Below are 4,629 nucleotides of genomic sequence, written 5' to 3'. Positions count from 1 at the left end.
CGCTCCATCCAACAACGCGCAGGCGACCGGCCCTTCGGCAAGAAGCCCTACGAGAAGCGCGACGGAGACCGCCCGGCGGGCCGCTCCTTCGAGAAGCGCGAGGGAGACCGCCCCTTCTCCCGCGGCCCGCGCAGCGAGGGCGCCGAAGGGGAGCGTCCGCGCAAGGAGGGCGGCTTCAAATCCGCGGGCTACAAGAGCCATGGCGGCGGCGGCAAACCCCGCGCACAGGGCTTCAAGTCGCACCGCGGCGATGCGCCCGCCCCGCGCCGCCCCGGCGGCAAGCCCGGCCCCAAACGCGGCTGAGCGCTGTTTGGCACTGGAATTGGCCCGGCGGAATCCCTAACCTCTGAGGGGGCATATCGCCCCCCGGTGAGGTCAGGATGTCGCGCAGGACCGTGCAAACCATTTCCTTCTGGCTGCTCTTGGCGCTGACCCTGTCGGTCGCGCTGAAGGGCACGGTCTGACATGGCGCAGCGCTACGGCGGCAAATACAGCCCGGAGCCCGGCGCGGAGCGCGGCGCAGGCTATCCCGGCGTCGCACCGAACCGGATCCCGAAGCCCGCGGAGCCGCGCCATCCGCTGGCCCGGCGCCCCGGTTGGCTGCTCGCCGCCGCGATCCCGTTTCTGGGCCAGGCCTTCGGCAGCGGCCCCGAAGCGCTGGTGCGCGGGCTCGGCGCCTTCGCCCTGAGCGGGGCTGCGGTGTTCCTGCTGCGCGAAGGGCTGCGCGCCGAAGCCGCCTATGACGCGCGGCGCAGCGCCCGCCGCCCGGCGATCCCGCGCAAGATCTTCGGCGCCGTCGCGATGGGCGCGGCGCTTGCGCTTGGCGCGCAGGGGCTGGGGCCTGCGGGCGCGCTCACCCTGGGCGCGGTCGGGCTGGTGCTGGCGCTCGCGGCCTTCGGCCTCGACCCGTTGCAGGACAAGGGCATGGAGGGCATCGACAGCTTCCAGCAAGACCGCGTCGCCCGCGCCGTGCGCGACGGCGAGGCGCATCTGCGCGAGATGCAGGAGGCGATCGCGCGCACCGGCGACGGGCTGCTGAGCGCGCGGATCGAACGCTTCGCCGCCACCGCGCGCGATCTGTTCCGCGCGGTCGAGCAGGATCCGGGCGATCTGGCCGCGGCACGGCGCTACATGGGGGTCTATCTGGCGGGCGCACGCGACGCGACGCTGCGCTTTGCCGAACTGTGGGCCGCCACCCGCGACGCCAAGGCCCGGCACGATTACGAGGCGCTGCTGGGCGATCTGGAAAGCAATTTCACCGCCCGCACCCGCAGCCTGATCGAAGGCGGCCGCGAGGGGCTGGAGATCGAGATCGACGTGCTGCGCGAGCGGCTCGCCCGCGAGGGCGTGGCCGGGCCGCGGCCGGAATAGTGGGGAGCCGCTGCAACAGGCACGCGGCCTCGACACGCAGGAGATTGTCCTTGCCCGCGCGGCAGGAGAATATGAGCCGTAGCCCGCCTGCCGCGGGCCAGACCGTCGCCGATGCGGGCCGCGTGCCCGCCCCAACCCGGGGGAATCCATGACCGAATCCGTCCGCGCGAAGGCCGCCCAGGCGGTCGCCGAAATCGAGAGCGTGGCCACCGCCGCGCTGCCCGATCCGTCGCAGGCGCCGCTCACGATCGAGACCGCCCCGCCGCAGCTGGCCGAGGAGATCCGCGCCCGGATGGCCGAGATCGACCTGACCAACACCGGCTCGATCCTGTATTTCGGCGCCAAGGCGCAGGGCGAGCTGCAATCCATCAGCCAGGCGATGCTGGCCGATGTGCGCAACAAGGATGTGGGCCCCGCCGGCGACAGCCTGTCCAGGATCGTGACCACGCTGCGCGGCTTCTCCGTCTCGGAGCTGGATGTGCGCCGCGAACGCTCCTGGTGGGAGAAGCTGCTCGGCCGGGCCGCCCCCTTTGCCAAGTTCATCGCCCGGTTCGAGGAGGTGCAGACCCAGATCGACCGCATCACCGACGAGCTGCTCGGCCATGAGCACAAGCTGCTGAAGGATATCAAGGCGCTCGACCTGCTCTATGGCAAGACGCTGAATTTCTACGATGAACTCGCGCTCTATATCGCCGCGGGCGACGAGAAGCTGAAGCAGGTCGATGCGACGGTGATCCCGGTCAAGGAGGCCGAGGTTGCGGCCGCGGGCGAGGAGCAGAAGGTGCTGCGCGCGCAGGAGCTGCGCGACCTGCGCGCCGCGCGCGACGATCTGGGGCGGCGGGTGCATGACCTGCGCCTGACCCGGCAGGTGACGATGCAGTCGCTGCCCTCGATCCGGCTCGTGCAGGAGAACGACAAGTCCCTGGTCACGAAGATCAATTCGACGCTGGTGAACACCGTGCCGCTGTGGGAGACGCAGCTCGCGCAGGCGGTGACGATCCAGCGCTCGGCCGAGGCCGCGACGGCCGTGCGCCAGGCCTCGGACCTGACCAATGAGCTTCTGACCGCGAATGCGAAGAACCTGCGCACCGCGAACCAGACCGTGCGCACGGAGATGGAGCGCGGCATTTTCGACATCAACGCGGTGAAGGCTGCCAATGCCGAGCTGATCGCCACGATCGAAGACAGCCTGCGCATCGCCGACGAAGGCAAGCGCAAGCGCGCCGAGGCGGAGGCGGAGCTGACCGGCATGGAGCGGCAGCTGCGCGAGACCCTGGCCTCCGCCACGGCATCCGGGGCTGCGGGCTGAAAATGCGGGCGGCACGGTTCGGACAGGCGGCGAGCGCATTCGCCCTGAGCACGCTGCTGACGGCCTGTGCGCCGCCGCCGCATGCGCCCGAGCCGCCACCCGCGCCGCAGGGCGCGCCCGAGCATTCGCCGCGGCCGCATGCGGCCCCCGGCGACCTTGGCGAGAATGGCCAGGTCACCCCGCGCTCGCCCGAGAGCAATGCCATGCTCGCCTATTACGCCCAGGTGGAGCAGACGCTGAAGCACCGCGGCCTGATGCGCAAGGATGTGGCGCCGCGCGACGCCCGGTTCGCCAAATGGCAGCTGATCGACAATTTCGTGAAGATCGCGCTCTACGACGAATACGACAGCGGCATGGTCGCGCGCCAGACGCCGAGCCACCTGCGCCGCTGGGAAACGCCGGTGCGGTTCTCGGTCGAATTCGGCAGCTCGGTCCCGGCGGCGCAGCGCGCGGCCGACCGCGAGATGGTCGCGGCCTATGCGGGCCAGCTTGCCCGCGCGAGCCGCCATCCCATCGGCGCGGTACGCACGGGCGGGAATTTCACCGTTCTGGTGGTGAACGAGGACGAACGCCGCGCGCTCGGGCCACGGCTGCAGGAGCTGGTGCCCGGCATCGACGCGCTGACCCTGCGCAGCATCACCGAACTGCCGCCCTCTACCTTCTGCGTGGCCTTCGCCTTCTCGCGCGGGGCCTCCTCGGTCTATGAGCGTGCCATCGCCGTGATCCGGGCCGAACACCCGCGCGACCTGCGCCAGTCGTGCTTCCACGAGGAGCTGGCGCAGGGGCTGGGCCTTGCCAATGACAGCCCGCAGGCGCGGCCCTCGATCTTCAACGACGACGAGGAGTTCTCGCTGCTGACCCGGCAGGATGAACTCATGCTGCGGATCCTGTATGATCCGCGCCTGCGGCCGGGCATGAGCGAGGACGAGGCCCGCCCGATCATCGAGACCATCGCGAACGAACTTCTCGGCCCTGACGCATAGGAGAGGCACATGGGAATTCTGGACTTCCTGACCGGCGAATTCATCGATGTCATCGAATGGACCGACGACAGCCGCAACACGATGGTCTGGCGGTTCGAGCGCTATGGCCATGCGATCAAATACGGCGCCAAGCTGACCGTGCGCGAGGGGCAGGCCGCCGTCTTCGTGCATGAGGGCCAGATCGCCGATGTGTTCGGGCCGGGGCTCTACATGCTGGAGACCAACAACATGCCGGTGCTGACCACGCTGCAGCACTGGGACCATGGCTTCCGCTCGCCGTTCCTGTCGGAGGTGTATTTCGTCAACACCACCCGGTTCAACGACCTGAAATGGGGCACGAAGAACCCGGTCATCTGCCGCGACAGCGAATTCGGTATGGTACGGCTGCGCGCCTTCGGCACCTATGCGATGCGGGTCGCGGACCCGGGGAAATTCCTGTCCGAGATCGTCGGCACCGATGGCGATTTCACTGCCGACGAGATCAGCTTCCAGATCCGCAATGTGATCGTGCAGGAATTCAGCCGGGTGGTGGCTGCCTCCTCGATCCCGGTGCTGGACATGGCGGCGAATACCGGCGACCTTGGCAAGATCGTCGCGACCGCGATCGCACCGGTGATCGCGAATTACGGCCTGTCGATCCCGGAATTCTACATCGAGAACATTTCGCTGCCCGAAGCGGTGGAGGCCGCGCTCGACAAACGGACCTCGATGGGGATCGTGGGCGATCTGAACCGCTACATGCAATACAACGCCGCCGAGGCGATGGGCCAGCCCGGCTCCGGCGCGGCCCAGGGCATGGGCGCGGCGATGGGCGCCGGGCTCGGGGCCGGAATGGGCATGGCCATGGGCGGACAGGTGGCGCAGGGCTGGGGCCCCTGGGGCATGGCCCCCGGCGCGGGCGCCGGGGTTGCGCCGCCGTCGGCGTCGCCTGGTGCGCCTGGCCAGGGCCATGCGCCCAGGGGCGGG

4 protein-coding genes and 1 pseudogene are annotated in these 4,629 nt (G+C 69.7%); all 5 read left to right on the top strand.

Annotated features, from left to right (window positions below; genetic code table 11):
• Nucleotides 1–303, top strand: a pseudogene (locus ACOMG5_RS17525) (hypothetical protein); the annotation flags it as partial.
• A gap of 162 nt (nucleotides 304–465) precedes the next feature.
• Nucleotides 466–1,371, top strand: a complete 906-nt coding sequence (locus tag ACOMG5_RS17520; protein WP_420345071.1) for a 5-bromo-4-chloroindolyl phosphate hydrolysis family protein — start codon at nucleotides 466–468, stop codon at nucleotides 1,369–1,371.
• Nucleotides 1,372–1,519: 148 nt separating this feature from the next.
• Nucleotides 1,520–2,680, top strand: coding sequence for a toxic anion resistance protein (locus ACOMG5_RS17515; protein ID WP_420345070.1), 1,161 nt, complete (start codon nucleotides 1,520–1,522; stop codon nucleotides 2,678–2,680).
• 2 nt (nucleotides 2,681–2,682) lie between these two features.
• Nucleotides 2,683–3,663, top strand: a complete 981-nt coding sequence (locus ACOMG5_RS17510; protein ID WP_420345069.1) for a DUF2927 domain-containing protein — start codon at nucleotides 2,683–2,685, stop codon at nucleotides 3,661–3,663.
• 9 nt (nucleotides 3,664–3,672) lie between these two features.
• Nucleotides 3,673–4,629: SPFH domain-containing protein (locus ACOMG5_RS17505; RefSeq protein WP_420345068.1), on the top strand; the 957-nt coding region annotated here is incomplete at its 3' end.

This window comes from Paenirhodobacter sp., assembly GCF_041916475.1.
Classification (GTDB): Bacteria; Pseudomonadota; Alphaproteobacteria; order Rhodobacterales; family Rhodobacteraceae; genus Rhodobacter.
The sequence above is the reverse complement of the archived record's forward strand: the minus strand, read 5'-3'. Positions and strand labels throughout refer to the sequence as shown.

Bases quoted from the DNA above. Each gene is read 5' to 3' on its own strand.
- ACOMG5_RS17515 (WP_420345070.1), top strand. From the start codon at position 1,520: ATGACCGAATCCGTCCGCGCGAAGGCCGCCCAGGCGGTCGCCGAAATC.
- ACOMG5_RS17520 (WP_420345071.1), top strand. From the start codon at position 466: ATGGCGCAGCGCTACGGCGGCAAATACAGCCCGGAGCCCGGCGCGGAG.
- ACOMG5_RS17510 (WP_420345069.1), top strand. From the start codon at position 2,683: ATGCGGGCGGCACGGTTCGGACAGGCGGCGAGCGCATTCGCCCTGAGC.